Consider the following 16,944-nt stretch of genomic DNA (forward strand, 5'->3'; position numbering starts at 1 on the left):
TGGCGAACTTGCTCGTCCCAGACCTCTTGGTCGTAGTCCGCGTCGGGCGGGATCCACTTGTGCGACCCATCGCTGTAGTGAAACTTCTCGTCGCCAGCCCGCAGGATGCTCACCGCACCCACCCGAGGAAGCGCCGGTGCAGCGCGCCGGCCGGCGCCCAGGTCAGATCGGCGGAGGCGCGGACCAGTTGCGCACCCATGTAGAGGGCAAGCGAAACCGGCGCATCGCCGAACTCCGCGCTCAGTTCCCGCCGTCGGGTCTGGCACGGCCACGGCGCGTCGCATCCGCCGCAACTCCAGATCGGCAGGACCGGGCCGTGCGTGCTCACTGCGAACCTCCGAGCAGCAGCGCCGTGAGCAACCGGGCCTGCCGGCTGGTCGCCCACTCCACCTGCCAACACGGGTACGGAACCAGCCGCGACCACCACACTCGGCAGCCCGTACACATCCCGTCGAGCCCGCGCAGATGCATCCTGATGATGCGCTGCTCCTGCTCGTCGTTCACTGCTCCTCCTCCCGCGGCCAGTGCCTACGGTTGATCGGGATCCGGTGCCGGACCCGGCAGGGAAGGTCCCCGCCACACCGGCAGGCCCATCGCCACCGACGCCACGACCACACCGGTCGGTGCCGCCGCGCCAGGGTCATCGCGACGGCGAGCAGGTACTGGTCGTAGGAGACCCGTCGCCCTGGCGGTGAGCTGTCCCCCATCGCTGTCTCCCTCCGACCGGCAGCACAACTTGACCGACCCGCGAGGACGACGGGACCGGTTATGGAACGTTCGGTAACTACGACGCTACGATCACGACGGCACCGGTAGGACTCACCGGCAGTACGAGTGAGCAGGCCAGGCCACGCCTGGTTGCGTGGATGCCGGTGTAGAACGTCGACCATCGGTCAACGTAGGGATGTCGGGATGGCGATCCAAGGGCGCTCGCACTGCCAACTCGGCGGCGTGACCGGATACCTGCTGAAGCTGATCCGCGAATCCATCCCGCTGACCCAGGAGCACCTTGCGGTCGAGTTGGGCGTCGACCGCGCGACGGTCCAGAGTTGGGAATCCGGACGCCGACACTTCACCGCAGTCGCATTCGGCCAAGCGATCGCGATCCGCCAGAAGCTGGCCCGGCTCGGTGCGAACGCCGTCCTGCTGGACGCCCTCGACGACGCGGCCGAAGCCGACATCATCGTCGCCGCGGTGCTCGACGACCAGGCCGAACGGACCGACATCAGCCAACAGCCGCTGGGCTGGTCAGTACTCACCCACCGCCTGACCGACCTCATCCTCTGGGCCGTGCTCGGACAACCGCCCACGTTCCTGCGGCACCTCGTGATCCACGGCCGTCGACGTGGCCCGGTTGCACCCGCGCCGCAGCTACCCGTTGACGAGCGCACTGCCTTCTACGGGCACCTTCATGTCCTCGCAGACCGCACCGCCGGACGGCGTGACCCGAGTGTCCTTCTGCACCGGCAAGCATGTTTCCTCGCCGGCACGGACCCCACCGGCACGTCCGCCGCCTGGCTCACACAAAGCAGTGCACGGAGGTTTCGCCCTCCGACTGCCTTCCACACCTGGACGCCGCTGTGGCCCGACGCCCGCTCAGTGGCAACATCCCTCGCCAACCAGGGCGATCCGGAGCCACTACGAGACTTCATCGCCCGGGCCCACCCAGACGATGCCTGCGAACGCGCCGCCCTCAACTATTCGGCCTACTGGGTCGGCGAGATCCCGTACCGCCAGTGCGACGACTCCTTCATGCCGGCAGCCCTTTCCGACTGGCGAGGATCCCGGCTCCTCCGACACCTGGTCGAACGCCTCGACGACGGCCACCCCTTCGCGGACCTCAACATCCACAACACGTGGTCACTACTCACCGCCCGACGCAGACTCACGCTCGACGACGCCACGGTCGGACGGACACTCGTCGATCGCAGCACCGCTCTCCTCGACGGTGACTCGATCTCAGAGCAGTCCCGGCGCGAACTGACGTCTATCGTCTACAGCCTGCGCACCGACGGAATCACCGGCACAGGGACGGGCAGATGAGCGACGACCACGACGACGACATCGGCGCCATGAACTTCATCTTCGAAGCGGGTGTTCTCAAACGTGCAGCCCGCACCGGCTGGTGGTTCGCCGGCGTCAAGCACCCCGAATCAATCGCCGAGCACTCGTTCCGCACCGCGCTCATCGGGATGATGCTCGCCGCGATGGAAGGCGCCGATCCCGCCCGGGTGTCGATGATGTGCGTCCTGCACGACACCCAGGAAACCCGGATAACGGACATCCCGCACATCGCCAGGCGCTACCTGACCGCAGCACCCAACACCGCCGTCACGGCTGATCAGGTCGCCGGCTGCCCACCAGCGGTTGCCAACGCCATCACCGCCGCCGTCACCGAGTACGAAGCCCAGGAGACACTGGAAGCCATCGTCGCCCGCGACGCCGACAAACTCGAATGCCTCGTCCAGGCCGTCGAGTACCGCCACCAGGGCATCGACAACGTCCAGCGCTGGATCGACAGCTCACGCGCGGCCCTCAAGACCACCTCGGCACACCGCCTCGCCGACGCCGCACTCGCAGGACAGCCACTCGCCTGGCTCACCCCACCCTCTTCGCGAGCGAAGCAGCCGTAGCGCCGTAGCGCCGTAGCGCCGTAAACGAAGCCTGATGGGCGTCGTGCGGGTGCGCGGCGGATGACACCTACAACTCCCGACGTGCCTGTCGGACCACCAACTCCAGCACCGCGATCACCGTTCCGGCCCCGACGATCTCGCCCTGCGCCACAAGCTCACGCGCCTCGGCCAGCGGGATCCAGGCGACCTGTTCGGCCTCATTCACATCAACCGGACCGCCCACGTACTCCGCTTCCCGTGCGAGGAAGAGCATGTTCTCGGCATCCGCAGTTCCCACCCAAGGTTGAAACGACAGCAACGGTTCGACTCCGTGCGGACGCCAGCCGGTCTCTTCCTCCACCTCGCGTACGGCGCACACCTCGGGCAACTCTTGCTCGTCGACGTAGCCGCCGGGCAACTCCCACACCCACCGGTCGAACACGAACCGGTGCCGCCGCATCAGCAGCAGGCGCTCTCGCTCGTCGAGCACCGCGACCATGGCGGAACGAGGGGCCCGGATGACGTATTGCTCGAACCGCACCCCGTCGGGCAACTCCAGGTCGGCGATGCTCAGCCGCGCTCGGCGGGTTTCGTCGACGACCCGCTCACCGTGGATGGTCCACCGCGTCAGTTCCGCCGGGTGCTCCTCAGTCATCGGCCCAGTATCGACTCGCCGCGACAGCATCGAGCGCCCACTGGATTCGCAACCCCAACCAGGTAGGCCGCCAGATACCGGGGCCCCGCTGCCGTTAAGCTGGCGGGACCCCGGGCTGTCTCTTGAACGGTCAGGCGGGCACCCCTGCCGGAGCCGCCTCGTCGGGCCGCCGCGCAGCCGCCTCGTCCTCGTCGTCGTGCTCGTCGAGCATCGTCGCCTCGTCGAACGGGTCGTCGCCGCGCAGCACCTCGACCGCCTTGTCCCGATCGAACTCCCCGGTCCACGTCCCCACCAGCACCGTCGCCACGGCGTTGCCCGCGAAGTTGGTCAGCGCCCGTGCCTCCGACATGAACCGGTCGATGCCCACGATCAGCCCGACCCCGTCCACGAGGTCCGGCCGGTGCGACTGGAGCCCACCGGCCAGCGTCGCCAGCCCAGCGCCGGTAACCCCAGCGGCACCCTTGGACGCGATGACCATGAACAGCAGCAGCGAGATCTGCTCCCCGATGGCGAGCGGCTTACCCAGTGCGTCCGCGATGAACAGCGACGCCATCGTCAGGTAGATCGCCGTGCCGTCCAGGTTGAACGAGTACCCGGTCGGCACCGTGATGCCGACGACCGGCTTGCTGACACCGAAGTGCTCCATCTTCGCGATGAGCCGTGGCAGCGCCGACTCCGACGACGAGGTGGACAGGATCAGCAGGAACTCCCGGCCCAGGTAGCGCAGCAGCGAGAAGATCGAGATCCGGGCTACGAACCAGAGCAGCGCGCCCAGGAAGACCAGCACGAAGATCAGGCAGGTGGCGTAGAAGCCCACCATGATCTGGGCGAGGCTCTTGAGCGCGTCGACGCCGGTCGCGCCGACCACGGCAGCCATGGCGCCGAACGCGCCGATTGGCGCCAGCCACATGATCATGGCGAGGACCTTGAAGACGACCCGCTGGATGACGGCGACGGCCCCGAGCACCGGCTCACCGCGCCGACCCATGGCCTGTACGGCGAAGCCGACCAGCAGGGCGACCAGCAGCGTCTGGAGCACCTCGCCCTCGGTGAGCGCGGAGAGCAGCGTGGTCGGGATGACGCCGAGCAGGAAGTCCACCGTCCCGCCGGCCTCGTCACCGGCGGCGGCCTTGCCCGCACCGGCGAGATCCTGGCCGAGGTTCAGGCCGGAGCCGGGGTGGATGAGGTTGCCGACGACCAGGCCGATGGCGAGCGCGACGGTCGACATGGTGAGGAAGTAGCCGAGGGCGAGGCCGCCGACCTTGCCGACCTTCGCGGCCTGCCGGACGGAACCGACGCCCAGCACGATGGTGCAGAAGATGACCGGGCTGATCATCATCTTGATGAGGTTGACGAAGCCGGTACCGATCGGCTTGAGTTCCTTGCCGAAATCGGGGGCGACCAGGCCGACCACGATGCCGGCGAGCACGGCCACGATGACGGCCAGGTAGAGGTAACGGGTACGGTCCCGACGGACCGGGGGTGCCGGTGAGGTGGCGGTTGCGGTGGTGTCCATGTCGACAATGTGAAGCGCGTCTCACCCGTTGACAGCCTTGCGGTCATTCTGTTCACCGCGACAGCACCAACAGTGGCGGCGCGACGAGGAGGTGGTGGAGGTGGCCCGACGCCAGTGGAGCATCGCGGGGCAACTCTTCGCCCTCCAGGCGATGGTGGTGACGCTGCTCGTGCTGGCCGGTGCGGCGGGCGCCGTCTGGCTGGCCCGCAGCGACTCCCGCCAGGCCGCACAGGAGGAGGTGCTCGCGGTGGCGCAGACCGTGGCCCGCTCCCCCGACGTCCGCGAGGCCCTCACGACTGCCGACCCGGCCAGCATCCTCCAGCCGTACGCCGAATCGACCCGGCAGGCGACGGGCACCGACTTCGTGGTCGTGATGGCCCCCGACCGCACCCGCTTCTCGCACCCCACCCGGGAGCGGATCGGCGAGCCGTTCGTCGGGGAGATCGGGCCCGCCCTGGCGGGCCGCCCGTTCACCACCACCAACGTCGGCACGCTCGGCGAGTCGGTGCGCGCGGTCGTCCCGGTGTACGACGAGCAGCGACGCATCGTCGGCCTGGTCTCGGTGGGCATCACCACCCGGGCGATCAACCGCAAGCTGCTCGGCCAGTTGCCGGTGCTGCTCGGTGTCGCCGCACCGGCTCTCGCGCTCGCCGCGACCGGCTCCTGGTTGCTCAGCCGCCGGCTGCGCCGCCAGACCCACGGTCTCGGGCCAGCGCAGATGACGCGGATGTACGAGTACTACGACGCGGTCCTGCACTCGGTACGCGAAGGTCTCGTCGTGCTGACCACCGACCGGCGGGTGGCGCTGGTCAACGACGAGGGTCGCCGGCTGCTGGGCCTCGACGCGGACGCGCCGGTGATCGACCAGCCGGCCGCCGGGATCGATCTGCCGCCCGCTGTGGCCGAGCTGCTCAACTCCGGGCGCGACGCCCTCGACGAGCCCATCCTCGCCGGTGACCGGGTGCTCGTCGCCAACCAGCGGACCACCCGCTTCGAGGGCGCGGTGCTCGGCACCGTGCTGACCCTTCGCGACCAGACCGAGCTGCGCGCCCTGGCCAGCGAACTGGACTCGGTCCGCGCGCTGACCGAGGCGTTGCAGGCGCAGACCCACGAGTCGGCCAACCGGCTGCACACCGTGCTGACCCTTGTGGAGCTGGGCCGCGCCGACGAGGCCGTCCGGCTCGGCACCCGGGACCTGGCCCTCGCCCAGCAGCTGACTGACCGGGTGGTTGGCGCGGTGACCGAGCCGGCGTTGGCCGCGCTGCTGCTCGGCAAGTCCGCGCAGGCTGGCGAGCGCGGAGTGGACCTGGTCATCGAGCCCGACTGCCGCCTCGACGACAGCCCACTGCCGACCGGCGACCTCCTCACCGTGGTCGGCAACCTGGTCGACAACGCCCTGGAGGCGGTGGCCGGCACGCCGGCGCCGCGCCGGGTGCGGGTCTTCGTCGGCGCGATCGACGAGGAACTGGTGGTACGGGTCGCCGACAGCGGCCCCGGGCTGGCCCCGGAGCGGGTGGCCGACGCGTTCCGGCGCGGCTGGTCCACCAAGAGCACCGGCCGGGGACTCGGCCTGGCGCTGGTCGGGCAGGTGGTCCGCCGCCATGGCGGTAGCTCCGAGGTGGGCCGCTCGGCCGACGGCGGCAGCGTGTTCACCGTCCGTCTGCCGGTCGTCGGGGCACGCCGATGACCGACATCCGGGTGCTGGTCGTCGAGGACGAGCCGCTGCTGGCCGAGGCGCACACCGCGTACACGGAACGGGTTCCTGGTTTCGTGGTGGTCGGGGTGGCACACACCGCTCGGGCGGCGATGGCGGCGCTGCGCGCCAACGACGGCGGCGACGTGGACCTCGTACTCCTCGATTTTCGGCTGCCCGACCTGCACGGCCTGGACGTCTGCCGGGCGCTGCGCGCGGCCGGCAGCAGCGTCGACGTGCTGGCGGTGACCTCCGCGCGGGACTTGGCGGTGGTGCGCACGGCGGTCTCCCTCGGGGTGACCCACTACCTGCTCAAACCGTTCACGTTCGCCGCGTTCCGCGACAAGCTGGAGCGCTACGCCGACTACCGCGCGCAGGCGCTCGCCGACGGTGAGGTGGCCGCCCAGCACGAGGTGGACCGGATGTTCGCCACCCTGCGCGGCACCGCCGGGCACAGCCTGCCCAAGGGGCTCGACGCGCAGACCCTCAATCGGGTACGCGCCGCCCTCACCGACGGGACCCGCACGGAGGTGGGACTGTCCGCAACCGAGGTGAGCGCGCTGACCGGCATCTCCCGGGTAACGGCCCGCCGCTACCTGGAATACCTCGTAACCGTCGACCGGGCCGTTCGGAGCCCTCGCTACGGCACCCCCGGCCGCCCCGAGGTCGAGTACCGGCCCAGGTGACCGCACCATGAGGACGAATTCCTCGCCGACCCGCGGCTCCCGCCGAACAGAGGCAGACGGGCAGGGTCAAGCGATCTGACGGAGGTCGTCGCCGTAGTCGAAGATGATCCGCATCCGGGCGCCGAGCGCTCGTGCATATCGGCTCAGCGTCGCGACCTCGTTGGCCTCCAGATCACCGTTTTCGATCTGGCTGACTCGGCCTGGCGTGACACCCATCAGCTCGGCCACCTGCCGCTGGGTCAGACCCAGCCGCTTCCGCTCTTCAGCAAGATGAAACGCGCTGATCCAGGCCTCGGTGCGGGCACGTTCTGCATCGAGCGCTTCATCGTCTCCATCGTGCAGCTCGCCCCGGATGTCGTCCCAGTCATGGAAGTCGCTCATCAGCCCTCCCTCCGTTTCCTCTCGAAGGCAAGCCAGCCCTCGTACGCAATCTCAGCCGTTGGAATCGCTTCGTCGTACCATCGATTCCAATCTCCCGCCTTGTTGCCGGCCACCAACAGCACGGCCTGGGACCAGGGATCGAAGACGAACAGCACCCGAACGGCGACGTCCCGTCCAGACCTCGGTCGCAACTCCTTGAGGTTGCCGATACTCGACCCTCTGAGAGTGTCGACCAGGGGACGACCCATGCCTGGCCCGGTCTCCGCGAGCATGTCGATCGCTGCGTTGACAGACCGGTACGTAGATGGATCAGCCTGCCGCAGAGACCGCAACCAGTCGCGGACATCCGTTGTCGTCCTGATCGCCCAGCGACGTGGCGGCTCATGACCCATGGGCGAACTATAGCCCAGCCTATACACGATGTCCCCCTCGGAACCGGTCTCCTGCCGAAAGCTGCGGTCCACGAACCGGTATCGCTTGACCGCTCACCGCAGGATCGAACCGCTCGGCCAATGGCGGTGGCGGGCCGAAGATCCGTTGTTAGACTCGGCGGGTTGGGTGTCAGCAGTTGACTAGGGAGACCAGACATGGCGGGTGACGACGACATCTCCGGGTGATACCGGATGTGTTCGGCCACCGTTCGGCGCGCTTCAGCGCAGCTGTTGTGGCCATGTTGTCGTTCCACCGGTCCCCGTTTCGTCGGGCAGCTCCGGCGCGCCCACCCACCCTTTGAGGTCACTCGCATGTCTGATGCGTTCATTGTCTGCTCGAACCTGTCCTTCTCCTGGCCGGACGACACCCCGGTCTTCTCGGAGCTGTCCTTCACCGTTCCCGGCGGTCGCACCGGCCTGGTCGCGCCCAACGGCGCCGGCAAGAGCACCCTGCTGCGGCTGGTCGCCGGGGAGCTGCGGCCCAGCGGCGGCAGCGTCACCGTCGACGGTGTGCTCGGCTACCTCCCGCAGACCCTGCCGTTGGCCGGCGACCTGACCGTGGCGCAGGTGCTCGGCGTCGCCGAGCGGATCGCCGCGCTGCACGCCATCGAGGCCGGCGACGCCAGCGAGGAGCACTTCGCCACGATCGGCGACGACTGGGACATCGAGGAGCGCACCCGCTCCGAGCTGGACCGCCTCGGCCTGGGTGAGCTGTCCCTCGACCGACGGCTGCACACCCTCAGCGGCGGCCAGGTGGTCTCCCTCGGCCTGGCGTCGCAACTGCTCCGACGCCCGGACGTGCTGCTGCTCGACGAACCGACCAACAATCTGGACCTGGAGACCCGGCACAAGCTCTACGACGTCCTCACCGACTGGTCCGGGTGCCTGCTGCTGGTCAGCCATGACCGGGAGTTGTTGGACCGGATGGACCGCATCGCCGAGCTGGACCGCGGTGAGATCCGCTGGTACGGAGGCAACTTCACCGCGTACACCGAGGCGGTGCAGGCAGCGCGAGAGGTGGCCGAGAGCAATCTGCGCAACGCCGAGCAGGAGGTCAAGCGGGAGAAGCGCGAGATGCAGCAGGCCCGGGAGCGGGCCGACCGGCGAGCCAGCAACGCCTCCAAGAACCTGAAGAACGCCGGTCTGCCGAAGATCTTCGCCGGCACCATGAAGCGGGGTGCGCAGGAGTCGGCCGGAAAGGCGCAGGAGACGCACTCGGCCCGACTCGGCCAGGCCAAGGCCCGGCTCGACGAGGCCGGGCGGGCGGTACGCGAGGAGGACCGGATCGTCGTGGACCTGCCGGACACCACCGTCCCGGGCGGTCGCACGGTCTTCTCCGGCCAGGGCATGCGGGCCCGCTTCGACGACCGGGAACTGTTCGGTGGCGACGGCGCCGACCTGGTGATTCGGGGGCCGGAGCGGATCGCGCTCACCGGGGCGAACGGCGTCGGCAAGTCGACCCTGCTTCGCCTGGTCAACGGTGACCTGCAACCGTCCGGCGGTGAGCTGAGGCGTGGCGACGGGCGGATCGCGTACCTGTCGCAGAGGCTGGACCTGCTGGACCTCGATCGCACGGTGGCGGAGAACTTCGCCGCGTACGCGCCGAGCCTGCCGGACGCGCAACGGATGAACCTGCTCGCCCGGTTCCTGTTCCGGGGGGCCCGGGTGAACCTGCCCGTCAGGGTGCTCTCCGGCGGTGAACGGCTGCGCGCCACCCTCGCCTGCGTACTCTGCGCCGACCCGGCACCGCAGTTGCTGCTGCTCGACGAGCCGACCAACAACCTGGACCTGGTCAGCGTGGCCCAGTTGGAGAGCGCGCTGTCCGCGTACCAGGGTGCGTTCGTGGTGGTCAGCCACGACGAACGGTTCCTGGCCGAGATCGGGGTGCAGCGCTGGTTGCGGTTGGCCGACGGCCAACTGCGGGAGATCGGAGCCCCCGACCGGGCCTGAGGCCCGGTCGGCACGTCCGCGGCCCGGTCAGCTCACGTTGGCCGGGCCGAGGACGCTCTTCAGGTCACCCATCAGCGCGGTCGTCGCCGCCACCCGGAACGGACCCAGCCGCAGGGTGGTGGTGCGCCCGCCGTTCTGAAGTTTGACGTGCACCTCGGTGTCGCCGGGGTGCAGCACCAGGGTCTCCTTGAGCTTTTCCATCAACGGCGGCGTGCACCGGTGCACCGGAATGGTAAGGGTGACCGGCTTGTTGCTGGCGCTGGTGCTGACGTCCGGCATGGACATGTCCATCGCCATGATCCGGGGGGTGTCGTCGCGACGGTCGACCCGGCCCTTGACCACGACGATGGCGTCCTCGGCGATGTACTGCCCGATCACCTCGTAGGTGTTGGGGAAGAACAGCGTCTCCACCCCACCGGCGAGGTCCTCCAGGGTTGCCGAGGCCCAGGCGCGGCCCTGTTTGGTGACCCGCCGTTGCACTCCGGAGAGGATGCCGGCGAGGGTGACGACCGCCCCGTCGGGCACCGCGCCGTCCTCGGCCAGGGAGGCGATGGTGGTGTCGGCCGCCGGGCCGAGGATGTGCTCCAGGCCGAACAGCGGGTGGTCGGAGACGTACAGGCCGAGCATCTCGCGCTCGAAGGCCAGCTTGTCGCGCTTGTCCCACTCGCTGTCGCTGATGACCGGCATCACCGTCGTGCTGCCGGTGTCGGCGTCACCGAAGCCGGCGCCGAAGAGGTCGTACTGGCCGACCGCCTCCTTGCGCTTGACGTCGGCGTACGCGTCGATGGCGTCGGCGTGCACCGCGAGCAGGCCCTTGCGCGGATGCTCCATCGAGTCGAAGGCGCCCGCCTTGATCAGCGATTCAATGGTCTTCTTGTTGCAGACCACGGCGTCCACCTTGGACAGGAAGTCGTAGAAGTCGGTGTAGTCGCCCTTCTCCTGGCGGCACCGCATGATCGAGGCGACCACGTTCGCGCCGACGTTGCGCACCGCGGCCAGGCCGAAGCGGATGTCCTTGCCGACCGGCGTGAACGGCCCGGCCGAGGTGTTCACATCCGGTGGCAGCACCTGGATGCGCATCCGGCGACACTCGGACAGATAGAGCGCCATCTTGTCCTTGTCATCACCGACGGAAGTCAGCAACCCGGCCATGTACTCGGCCGGATAATGCGCCTTCAGGTACGCGGTCCAGTAGGAGACCAGGCCGTACGCGGCGGAGTGCGCCTTGTTGAAGGCGTACCCGGCGAACGGCACGAGGACGTCCCACACCGCCTGGATCGCCTCGTCGGAGTAACCGCGCTCACGGCAGCCGTCCCGGAACGGGATGAACTCCTTGTCGAGGATCTCCTTCTTCTTCTTACCCATCGCCCGGCGCAGCAGGTCGGCCTGACCGAGGGTGTAGCCGGCGAGGATCTGCGCGGCGCGCTGCACCTGCTCCTGGTAGACGATCAGGCCGTGGGTGGGTGCCAGGATCTCCCGCAGCGGCTCCTCCAGCTCCGGGTGGATCGGCGTGATCTCCTGGAGGCCGTTCTTGCGCAGCGCGTAGTTGGTGTGCGAGTCGACGCCCATCGGGCCGGGCCGGTACAGCGCCAGGACGGCGGAGATGTCCTCGAAGTTGTCCGGCTTCATCAACCGCAGCAGCGACCGCATCGGCCCACCGTCGAGCTGGAACACGCCCAGGGTGTCACCCCGGGCCAGCAGCTCGTACGCGGCCGGGTCGTCCAACTGCAGAGCCAGCAGGTCGAGCTTCCTACCGTGGTTGAGCTCGATGTTCTTGACCGCGTCGTCGATGATCGTCAGGTTGCGCAGGCCGAGGAAGTCCATCTTCAACAGCCCGAGTGACTCACACGTCGGGTAGTCAAACTGCGTGATGATCGCCCCGTCGGCGTCACGGCGCGTCAACGGGATGTGCTCGATGATCGGCTCGGCGGACATGATGACGCCGGCGGCGTGCACACCGGTCTGCCGGATCAGCCCCTCGATGCCCTTGGCGGTGTCGATCACCTTGCGGACGTCCGGGTCGGACTCGTACAGGCCGCGGATCTCGCCGGCCTCGGCATAGCGGGGGTGCTTGGTGTCGAAGATGCCGGTGAGCGGGATGTCCTTGCCCATCACCGCCGGCGGCATCGCCTTGGTGATCCGGTCGCCGACCGCGTACGGGAAACCGAGCACCCGGGCCGAGTCCTTGATCGCGGCCTTCGCCTTGATCGTGCCGAAGGTGGCGATCTGGGCGACCTTGTCCTCGCCCCACTTGTCGGTGACGTACTTGATCACCTCACCGCGCCGACGCTCGTCGAAGTCGATGTCGACATCCGGCATCGAGACCCGCTCGGGGTTGAGGAACCGCTCGAAGATCAGGCCGTGCAGGATCGGGTCCAGGTCGGTGATGCCCAGCGCGTACGCGACGAGGGAACCGGCGGCCGAACCGCGACCCGGACCCACCGCGATGCCCTGGTTCTTCGCCCACTGGATGAAGTCGGCGACCACGAGGAAGTACGACGGGAAACCCATCTGGTTGATGACGCCCAGCTCGTACTCCGCCTGGACGACATGCCCCTCCGGGATGCCGTTCGGGTAGCGGCGGGCCAGGCCGGCGAACGTCTCCTTGCGGAACCAGGACTCCTCGGTCTCGCCCTCGGGCACCGGAAAGCGCGGCATCAGGTTGTGGAAGGTGAACATGCCGGTCGGGTCGACCTTCTCGGCGACCAGCAGGGTGTTGCGGCAGCCCTCCTGCCACAGCTCCGACGAGTCCACCGCGCGCATCTGGTCGGCGCTCTTGATGAAGTAGCCGCCGCCCTCGAACCGGAACCGGTTCGGGTCGTCGATGTTGCTGCCGGTCTGCACGCAGAGCAGCACGTCGTGGGCGGTGGCCTGCGCCTCGTGGGTGTAGTGCGAGTCGTTGGTGACCACCGGTGGGATGTCCAGCTTGCGGGCGATCTCGGTGAGCCCCTCACGGACCCGGCTCTCGATGGAGAGGCCGTGATCCATGATCTCCAGGAAGTAGTTGTCCTTGCCGAAGATGTCCTGGTAGCTGGCGGCGACCTTGAGGGCCTCGTCGAACTGGCCCAGCCGAAGCCGGGTCTGCACCGCGCCCGACGGACAGCCGGTGGTGGCCATGATCCCCTCGGCGTGCTGGGCGATCAGCTCCATGTCCATCCGGGGCCACTTGACGTAGTGCCCCTCCATGGACGCGCGCGAGTTGAGGGTGAACAGGTTCTTCAGGCCCTGCGCGTTCTTCGCCCACATCGTCTTGTGGGTGATCGCGCCGTTACCGGAGATGTCGTCGCTCTTCTGCTCCGGCCGACCCCACTTGACCCGCGCCTTGTGATAGCGCGACTCCGGCGCCACGTACGCCTCGACGCCCAGGATCGGCGTGATCCCGGCGGCCATCGCCTGGTTGTAGAAGTCGTTCGCGCCGTGCATGTTGCCGTGGTCGGTGATCGCCACGGCGGACATGCCGAGCCGCTTGGCCTCGGCGAACAGGTCCTTGAGGCGGGCCGCTCCGTCGAGCATCGAATACTCGGTGTGCACGTGCAGATGCGCGAACGAATCAGCCATGCGTGGCGCCCCCCGGCGGTGTGGATCTTGTTGGTCGGAGCCGACCGGGACCTACCCTACCGAGGTGATCTCGGCGGCTCCACCGTCCGCGCCGACGGCCGTGGCCCTCGTCTCCTGATCGCCGGACGATGCGCCTAGGCTCGGAGGATGGCGAGGTACTACGACATACATCCGGAGAACCCTCAGCCCCGGATCATCGGCCAGGTCGCCGACCTGATCCGCGGTGGCGGGCTGGTCGCCTACCCGACGGACTCCTGCTACGCGCTCGGCATCCAACTGGGCAATCAGGACGGGCTGGACCGGATCCGCCAGATCCGCCATCTCGACGATCGCCACCACTTCACGCTGGTCTGCCGGGACTTCGCGCAGCTCGGCCAGTTCGTCCAGATCAGCAACTCGGTCTTCCGCCTGGTGAAGGCGTCCACCCCGGGCAGCTACACCTTCATCCTGCCGGCCACCCGCGAGGTGCCGCGCCGGATGCTGCACCCGAAGAAGCGCACCGTCGGCGTCCGCGTACCCCGGCACACCGTCACCCAGGCACTGCTGGCCGAGCTGGCCGAGCCGCTGGTGTCGAGCACCCTGGTCCTGCCCGGCGACGACGAGCCGATGACCCAGGGCTGGGAGATCAAGGAACGACTCGACCACCAGCTCGACGCGGTGCTCGACGCCGGCGACTGCGGCATGGAGCCGACGACCGTGATCGACCTGTCCGGGCCAGAGCCGGAGATCCTGCGCCGGGGCGCGGGAGACGTGTCCCGCTTCGAGTAGCGCCGCTCAGATCGTGGCCGCGTCCCGGACCGGCTGGCTTCGGGCCCTCAGGAGTTCGGCGACGGCGACGCCCAGCAGCACGAGCCCGGCGGCGACGGTCACCGCCAGACCAGGCAGGTGCCCCGCGAGCGGCGCCAGGGCGATCGTCGCGACGACGCCGATGACGTGGGACAACGGCACGCGCTCGAAGACCTCGTGCTCCAGCACCGCCCGGCCGCAGAGAAACAGCCCGGCGCCGCCCAGGATGAGCGCGGTCATGGGAGCGCCGGGCCGCTCCCCGGGCTGCGCGATGACCGCCTCGACGCCGGCGGCCGTGCCGACCACCCCGGCCACCATCAACCAGTGGGCGTACGGATTGGTCTGCACCAGTCGGCCTCTGTGGGGTGACGACTCGATGGCGGCACGGAGGGTCGCGCCGGCTCCTCGCGCGTAGCTCCACCAGAGCACCACGGCGGTCAGGAACGCGACGCCGAAGGCGCCGATCCGGCCTGCGGTGAACGGCTGGTGGCCCAGGCTGAGGACGCTGACGAGGATGAGTTCGCCCAGGGTGAGGATGTAGATCTGCTGGTACCGCTCGGCGAGGTGCTCGGGTGCCACCTGGTACTGCGGCAGCGGCGGCCGACCGGGGATCGGGAAGCGGAACCCGAAGGCGATGTAGTCCGCGGCCAGCGCGGCCAGCCACACGGCGAGCCGCCGCCCCGGGTCGGGCATCAGGGCGCCGACCACCCAGAGGGTGCCCGAGCCGAGGTTCCAGACCAGGGCGCGCACGGAACGCTCCTGCTCCTGCCGCCCGCGCAGGGACCGGATGAGCGCCAGCCCTCGGCCCAGGTTGATCGCGGCCCAGGTGCCGCCGAAGATCAGCCCGTGGTCGCCGAACGCACCCGGCAGCGCGGCCGCCATCAGCATCAGGCCGAACATGGAGCCCAGGATCAGGTACGGGATGGGCCGCTTCCGCGGGCTGTAGGTGTCGGTGATCAACGTGGTGGTCACCCACACCGCCCAGAGCGTCGACAGGGCGAGAAGACCCTGGCTGATGCCCGTCCAGGTCTGCTCGGCCGCCATCTTCGCCGACGTCATCGCCAGACCAGCGACGAAGGCGAGGTCGAAGAACAGCTCCAGCAGGTCCGCCCGCTGCGGACCGCTCGACATACGGGTCAGCGCCCGGCTCTCCGCCATGGCCCCAGCTTCACATCGGGGGGTGGGCTGCCGACGGCGATCGCCGGACCGGAGCGGACACGATGTTATTGGCGTAGACAACACTGTGTGGCACACAGTATGGTGTGACACATGGTTAGCGAGGACGTTCTGAGGACGCACCTACAGGAGTTGCGTCGAGGCACCGTCGTGGTGGCCAGCCTGGTCGCGCTGCGCCGACCGGACTACGGCTACGCACTGCTGCAACGGCTCACCGACCACGGCTTCCCGGTAGACGCCAACACGCTCTACCCGCTGCTGCGCCGCCTGGAGGACCAGGGGCTGCTCACCAGCGAGTGGAACACCGAGGAGAGCCGGCCGCGCAAGTTCTACCGGACCAGCGACGAGGGCGAGTCGATGCTGGAACGACTCCTCAACGACCTCGCCGCCGTACAGACCTCCGTCACCGGGCTGATCCAAGGAGTGGACCGATGAACACCCTGACCGACCGCTATCTCGCCGCCACCCTGCGCTCGGTGCCCACCCCGCGCCGCGCCGAGATCGCCACCGAGCTGCGCGCCTCGATCGAGGACATGATCGAGGACCGGACCGGCGGCGGCCAGGACGCGACCGGCGCCGAGCGGGAGGTGCTCACCGAGTTGGGCAACCCGGACCTTCTGGCCGCCCGGTACGCCGACCGCCGACTGCAGCTCATCGGCCCGACCTACTACCTGGTCTGGCTGCGACTGCTGAAGCTCCTGCTCAGCTTCGTCCCGGCGATCGTCGGCACGGTGGTCGCCGTCATCGACGTGGCGGACGGCAAGGGGTTCGGGGCCATCGGGAGCGGCATCGGCACCGCCATCGAGGTCGCGGTGCAGATCGCCTTCTGGCTCACCCTCACCTTCGCCCTCATCGACCGCTTCCAACCCGTCTCCGGCCTGCCCGACTGGACCGTCGACCAACTGCCCGACGTCCCCGTACACCGGGACATCTCCCTCACCGACACCATCGCGTCGGTGGCCATGCTGGTGCTGACCATCGGTTACCTGCCGTTCCAGCACTACCAGTCGTGGGTGCACGAGACCGACGGCAGCAACATCCCGATCCTCGATCCGGCCCTGTGGTCGTTCTGGCTGCCGGCGCTGATCGTGGTGCTGCTGGCCAACGTGGTGTTCGAGATCGTCAAGTACCGGATCGGGCACTGGAGCTGGGCCCTGTTCGGGGTGAAGGCCCTGCTCAACCTGGCGTTCTCGCTGCCGCTGGCGTGGCTGGCACTCTCCGACCGGCTGCTCAACCCGGCCCTGGGCGACCGACTGAGCTGGCTGGCGGAAAGTGACAACCGGAACACCCTCGGGGCTGCCATCGCGGTCGGCGCGGCCGTGGTGCTGGTCTGGGACCTGGTCGACACCACCACCAAGACCCGCCGTCAGGCGGCGTGAGCCCGAGCAGCAGCCGACCAGGCGGCCCGGCGCGGCCCCCCCGCCCGGCACAGGGGGGAGCCCGGAAACTGGCGTAGAAAGTCTAAATGTTCGACATGATAACCAACACCGAGCAAGTGCG

The 16,944-nt window shown here is 68.8% G+C and carries 17 protein-coding genes; 8 read left to right on the plus strand and 9 right to left on the minus strand.

Going from position 1 to position 16,944, the window contains the following annotated elements:
- Positions 1–109: 109 nt before the first annotated feature.
- From ABZT18_RS18295 to ABZT18_RS18305, 3 genes are read right to left on the minus strand one after another with little or no spacing between them, the layout of a single operon-like run.
- Positions 110–328 (minus strand): hypothetical protein, encoded by a 219-nt coding sequence (locus ABZT18_RS18295; protein WP_354993747.1) that lies wholly within the window; start codon positions 326–328, stop codon positions 110–112.
- Positions 325–504 carry a hypothetical protein gene (locus ABZT18_RS18300; RefSeq protein ID WP_354993748.1) on the minus strand — a complete coding sequence of 60 codons (180 nt, stop codon included), beginning with the start codon at positions 502–504 and terminating at the stop codon, positions 325–327. The genes ABZT18_RS18295 and ABZT18_RS18300 overlap by 4 nt, the downstream gene beginning before the upstream one ends.
- Positions 501–707 carry a hypothetical protein gene (locus ABZT18_RS18305; protein ID WP_354993749.1) on the minus strand — a complete coding sequence of 69 codons (207 nt, stop codon included), beginning with the start codon at positions 705–707 and terminating at the stop codon, positions 501–503. The genes ABZT18_RS18300 and ABZT18_RS18305 overlap by 4 nt, the downstream gene beginning before the upstream one ends.
- A gap of 205 nt (positions 708–912) precedes the next feature.
- Here ABZT18_RS18305 and ABZT18_RS18310 point away from each other — a divergent pair, with 205 nt between their 5' ends.
- Positions 913–2,043, plus strand: a complete 1,131-nt coding sequence (locus tag ABZT18_RS18310) for a helix-turn-helix transcriptional regulator (RefSeq protein WP_354993750.1) — start codon at positions 913–915, stop codon at positions 2,041–2,043.
- Positions 2,040–2,633 (plus strand): HD domain-containing protein, encoded by a 594-nt coding sequence (locus ABZT18_RS18315; RefSeq protein ID WP_354993751.1) that lies wholly within the window; start codon positions 2,040–2,042, stop codon positions 2,631–2,633. The genes ABZT18_RS18310 and ABZT18_RS18315 overlap by 4 nt, the downstream gene beginning before the upstream one ends.
- Positions 2,634–2,700: 67 nt before the next feature.
- Here ABZT18_RS18315 and ABZT18_RS18320 read toward each other — a convergent pair whose 3' ends face one another.
- Together ABZT18_RS18320 and ABZT18_RS18325 are read right to left on the minus strand one after the other, a co-directional pair.
- Positions 2,701–3,267 carry an NUDIX hydrolase gene (locus ABZT18_RS18320; protein ID WP_354993752.1) on the minus strand — a complete coding sequence of 189 codons (567 nt, stop codon included), beginning with the start codon at positions 3,265–3,267 and terminating at the stop codon, positions 2,701–2,703.
- 130 nt (positions 3,268–3,397) lie between these two features.
- The gene (locus ABZT18_RS18325) at positions 3,398–4,783 is read right to left on the minus strand and encodes a cation:dicarboxylase symporter family transporter (protein WP_354993753.1); all 1,386 of its coding nucleotides are present in this window, start codon (positions 4,781–4,783) and stop codon (positions 3,398–3,400) included.
- Between the two features lie 100 nt (positions 4,784–4,883).
- On the opposite strand from ABZT18_RS18325, the gene ABZT18_RS18330 reads away from it, so the two are divergent.
- Both ABZT18_RS18330 and ABZT18_RS18335 read left to right on the plus strand, forming a co-directional pair.
- Positions 4,884–6,470, plus strand: coding sequence for a sensor histidine kinase (locus ABZT18_RS18330; protein WP_354993754.1), 1,587 nt, complete (start codon positions 4,884–4,886; stop codon positions 6,468–6,470).
- Complete coding sequence (locus tag ABZT18_RS18335; RefSeq protein WP_354993755.1) at positions 6,467–7,162, plus strand: response regulator; 696 nt, start codon at positions 6,467–6,469, stop codon at positions 7,160–7,162. Before ABZT18_RS18330 ends, ABZT18_RS18335 begins: the two co-directional genes overlap by 4 nt.
- 66 nt (positions 7,163–7,228) lie before the next feature.
- Here ABZT18_RS18335 and ABZT18_RS18340 read toward each other — a convergent pair whose 3' ends face one another.
- The gene (locus ABZT18_RS18340) at positions 7,229–7,543 is read right to left on the minus strand and encodes a helix-turn-helix transcriptional regulator (RefSeq protein ID WP_354993756.1); all 315 of its coding nucleotides are present in this window, start codon (positions 7,541–7,543) and stop codon (positions 7,229–7,231) included.
- Positions 7,543–7,935, minus strand: coding sequence for a type II toxin-antitoxin system RelE/ParE family toxin (locus ABZT18_RS18345; protein WP_354993757.1), 393 nt, complete (start codon positions 7,933–7,935; stop codon positions 7,543–7,545). The genes ABZT18_RS18340 and ABZT18_RS18345 overlap by 1 nt, the downstream gene beginning before the upstream one ends.
- A gap of 351 nt (positions 7,936–8,286) precedes the next feature.
- On the opposite strand from ABZT18_RS18345, the gene abc-f reads away from it, so the two are divergent.
- Positions 8,287–9,924, plus strand: a complete 1,638-nt coding sequence (gene abc-f, locus ABZT18_RS18350; protein WP_354993758.1) for a ribosomal protection-like ABC-F family protein — start codon at positions 8,287–8,289, stop codon at positions 9,922–9,924.
- 27 nt (positions 9,925–9,951) lie between these two features.
- On the opposite strand, the gene dnaE is transcribed toward abc-f, so the two are convergent.
- Positions 9,952–13,482 (minus strand): DNA polymerase III subunit alpha, encoded by a 3,531-nt coding sequence (gene dnaE, locus ABZT18_RS18355; RefSeq protein ID WP_354993759.1) that lies wholly within the window; start codon positions 13,480–13,482, stop codon positions 9,952–9,954.
- Between the two features lie 147 nt (positions 13,483–13,629).
- Between dnaE and ABZT18_RS18360 the strand changes: the two genes are divergently transcribed.
- Entirely contained in the window at positions 13,630–14,250 is a 621-nt protein-coding gene (locus tag ABZT18_RS18360) for an L-threonylcarbamoyladenylate synthase (protein ID WP_354993760.1), read from the plus strand.
- Between the two features lie 6 nt (positions 14,251–14,256).
- On the opposite strand, the gene ABZT18_RS18365 is transcribed toward ABZT18_RS18360, so the two are convergent.
- The gene (locus tag ABZT18_RS18365; protein ID WP_354993761.1) at positions 14,257–15,426 is read right to left on the minus strand and encodes a low temperature requirement protein A; all 1,170 of its coding nucleotides are present in this window, start codon (positions 15,424–15,426) and stop codon (positions 14,257–14,259) included.
- A 111-nt stretch (positions 15,427–15,537) separates the two neighbouring features.
- On the opposite strand from ABZT18_RS18365, the gene ABZT18_RS18370 reads away from it, so the two are divergent.
- The gene (locus tag ABZT18_RS18370) at positions 15,538–15,879 is read left to right on the plus strand and encodes a PadR family transcriptional regulator (protein ID WP_354993762.1); all 342 of its coding nucleotides are present in this window, start codon (positions 15,538–15,540) and stop codon (positions 15,877–15,879) included.
- Positions 15,876–16,823, plus strand: coding sequence for a permease prefix domain 1-containing protein (locus ABZT18_RS18375; protein ID WP_354993763.1), 948 nt, complete (start codon positions 15,876–15,878; stop codon positions 16,821–16,823). Before ABZT18_RS18370 ends, ABZT18_RS18375 begins: the two co-directional genes overlap by 4 nt.
- The last annotated feature ends 121 nt before the right edge of the window (positions 16,824–16,944 follow it).

The organism is Micromonospora sp. NPDC005291 (assembly GCF_040607415.1).
Classification (GTDB): domain Bacteria; phylum Actinomycetota; class Actinomycetes; order Mycobacteriales; family Micromonosporaceae; genus Micromonospora.

Excerpts from the sequence above, each read along its gene's own strand:
- ABZT18_RS18305 (WP_354993749.1), bottom strand. The coding sequence starts at position 707 with ATGGGGGACAGCTCACCGCCAGGGCGACGGGTCTCCTACGACCAGTAC.
- ABZT18_RS18335 (WP_354993755.1), top strand. The coding sequence starts at position 6,467 with ATGACCGACATCCGGGTGCTGGTCGTCGAGGACGAGCCGCTGCTGGCC.
- ABZT18_RS18310 (WP_354993750.1), top strand. The coding sequence starts at position 913 with ATGGCGATCCAAGGGCGCTCGCACTGCCAACTCGGCGGCGTGACCGGA.
- ABZT18_RS18320 (WP_354993752.1), bottom strand. The coding sequence starts at position 3,267 with ATGACTGAGGAGCACCCGGCGGAACTGACGCGGTGGACCATCCACGGT.
- dnaE (WP_354993759.1), bottom strand. The coding sequence starts at position 13,482 with ATGGCTGATTCGTTCGCGCATCTGCACGTGCACACCGAGTATTCGATG.
- abc-f (WP_354993758.1), top strand. The coding sequence starts at position 8,287 with ATGTCTGATGCGTTCATTGTCTGCTCGAACCTGTCCTTCTCCTGGCCG.
- ABZT18_RS18360 (WP_354993760.1), top strand. The coding sequence starts at position 13,630 with ATGGCGAGGTACTACGACATACATCCGGAGAACCCTCAGCCCCGGATC.
- ABZT18_RS18315 (WP_354993751.1), top strand. The coding sequence starts at position 2,040 with ATGAGCGACGACCACGACGACGACATCGGCGCCATGAACTTCATCTTC.
- ABZT18_RS18340 (WP_354993756.1), bottom strand. The coding sequence starts at position 7,543 with ATGAGCGACTTCCATGACTGGGACGACATCCGGGGCGAGCTGCACGAT.
- ABZT18_RS18345 (WP_354993757.1), bottom strand. The coding sequence starts at position 7,935 with ATGGGTCATGAGCCGCCACGTCGCTGGGCGATCAGGACGACAACGGAT.
- ABZT18_RS18365 (WP_354993761.1), bottom strand. The coding sequence starts at position 15,426 with ATGGCGGAGAGCCGGGCGCTGACCCGTATGTCGAGCGGTCCGCAGCGG.
- ABZT18_RS18325 (WP_354993753.1), bottom strand. The coding sequence starts at position 4,783 with ATGGACACCACCGCAACCGCCACCTCACCGGCACCCCCGGTCCGTCGG.
- ABZT18_RS18370 (WP_354993762.1), top strand. The coding sequence starts at position 15,538 with ATGGTTAGCGAGGACGTTCTGAGGACGCACCTACAGGAGTTGCGTCGA.
- ABZT18_RS18375 (WP_354993763.1), top strand. The coding sequence starts at position 15,876 with ATGAACACCCTGACCGACCGCTATCTCGCCGCCACCCTGCGCTCGGTG.